This window comes from Caballeronia arationis (genome assembly GCF_001544975.2).
GTDB classification, from domain to species: domain Bacteria; phylum Pseudomonadota; class Gammaproteobacteria; order Burkholderiales; family Burkholderiaceae; genus Caballeronia; species Caballeronia arationis.
In genome coordinates this window covers 1-2,221 of the sequence record NZ_FCOG02000367.1, presented here as the reverse complement: position 1 = coordinate 2,221, position 2,221 = coordinate 1, and the positions used below count along the sequence as shown (strand labels likewise).

Sequence of the window (2,221 nt, the reverse complement as noted above, 5' to 3'; positions counted from 1 at the left end):
CTGGATGGAGCAGGAGCAGGAGCGCGGCATCACCATCACGTCGGCAGCGACCACAGCTTTCTGGAAAGGCATGGCCGGCGACCGCGCCGAGCACCGCATCAACATCATCGACACCCCGGGCCACGTCGACTTCACGATTGAAGTCGAACGCTCGATGCGCGTGCTCGACGGTGCGTGCATGGTCTACTGCGCCGTGGGCGGCGTGCAGCCGCAGTCCGAAACCGTTTGGCGCCAGGCCAACAAGTACGGCGTGCCCCGTCTCGCGTTCATCAACAAGATGGACCGGACCGGCGCGAACTTCTTCAAGGTTTACGACCAGTTGAAGGCTCGCCTGAAGGCGAACCCGGTTCCGGTCGTGGTGCCGATCGGCGCCGAAGACACGTTTACCGGCGTGGTCGACCTTATCAAGATGAAGGCGATCATTTGGGACGAAGCGTCGCAAGGCACGAAATTCTCGTACGAAGAAATCCCGGCGAACCTCGTCGACACGTGCAATGAATGGCGCGAGAAGATGATCGAAGCCGCGGCCGAGTCGACCGAGGACATGATGAACAAGTACCTCGAGACGGGCGAACTGACCGAGGCGGAAATCGTCAAGGGTCTGCGCGACCGTACGATCGCTTGCGAAATCCAGCCGATGCTGTGCGGTACGGCGTTCAAGAACAAGGGCGTGCAGCGTATGCTCGACGCGGTTCTGGACTTCCTGCCGTCGCCGGTCGACATTCCGCCGGTCACTGGCGAACTCGAAAGCGGTGAGAAGGCCGAGCGTCGCGCGGCCGACGACGAGAAGTTCTCGTCGCTGGCATTCAAGATCATGACCGACCCCTTCGTCGGCCAGCTGATCTTCTTCCGTGTGTATTCGGGCACGACGAAGTCGGGCGACACGCTCCTGAACGCGACCAAGGACAAGAAGGAACGTCTCGGTCGTATTCTGCTGATGCACGCGAACCAGCGCGAAGAAATCAAGGAAGTGCACGCTGGCGACATCGCGGCTGCAGTTGGCCTGAAGGACGCGACCACGGGCGATACGCTGTGCGATCCGGCACACCCGATCGTGCTCGAACGCATGATCTTCCCGGAACCGGTGATCTCGCAGGCTGTTGAGCCGAAGACGAAGCCGGACCAGGAAAAGATGGGTCTCGCACTGAACCGTCTGGCTCAGGAAGATCCGTCGTTCCGGGTTCAGACCGACGAAGAATCGGGTCAGACCATCATTTCGGGCATGGGCGAGCTCCACCTGGAAATTCTGGTCGACCGGATGAAGCGTGAGTTCGGCGTTGAAGCCACCGTCGGCAAGCCGCAGGTTGCGTATCGCGAAACGATTCGCAGCAAGGCTGAAGACGTCGACGGCAAGTTCGTCAAGCAGTCGGGTGGTCGCGGCCAGTACGGTCACGCGGTCATCACGCTCGAGCCGAACGAGCAAGGCAAGGGTTATGAGTTCCTCGACGAGATCAAGGGCGGCGTGATCCCGCGTGAATACATCCCGGCGGTTGACAAGGGTATCCAGGAAACGCTGAAGGCTGGCGTGCTGGCGGGCTTCCCGGTCGTCGACGTGAAGGTTCACCTGACGTTCGGTTCGTACCACGACGTCGACTCGAACGAAAACGCGTTCCGCATGGCTGGTTCGATGGCGTTCAAGGAAGCAATGCGCCGTGCAAGCCCGGTGATTCTCGAACCTATGATGGCTGTCGAAGTCGAAACGCCGGAAGACTACATGGGCAACGTGATGGGCGACCTGTCGAGCCGTCGCGGGATCGTGCAGGGCATGGAAGACATGATTGGCGGCGGCAAGATCGTCCGCGCTGAAGTACCGCTGTCGGAAATGTTCGGCTATTCGACGTCGCTGCGTTCGGCGACGCAAGGCCGCGCTACGTACACGATGGAATTCAAGCACTACTCCGAGGCTCCGCGTAACGTTGCTGAAGCGATCATCAACGCGAAATCCAAGTAATTCGGCAAGCCGAAAGTCTTTAACCGATCAACATTTTTGAAAGAAGGCAATCATGGCAAAAGGTAAATTCGAGCGGACCAAGCCGCACGTGAACGTTGGAACGATTGGTCACGTTGACCACGGCAAGACCACGCTGACGGCAGCGATCACGACGGTGCTGACCAAGAAGTTCGGCGGCGAAGCGAAGGCGTATGACCAGATCGACGCGGCACCGGAAGAAAAGGCGCGTGGCATCACGATCAACACCGCGCACGTCGAGTACGAAACGGC

The 2,221-nt window shown here is 59.8% G+C and carries 2 protein-coding genes; both read left to right on the top strand.

Annotation, left to right across the window (positions count from 1 at the left end; all coding sequences use genetic code 11):
• On the top strand, nucleotides 1-1,951 hold a 1,951-nt coding region (gene fusA, locus AWB81_RS42255; RefSeq protein WP_062644472.1), incomplete at its 5' end, for an elongation factor G.
• 52 nt (nucleotides 1,952-2,003) lie between these two features.
• Nucleotides 2,004-2,221 (top strand): GTP-binding protein (locus tag AWB81_RS42250; RefSeq protein ID WP_235026238.1); only part of this gene is annotated, 218 nt, incomplete at its 3' end.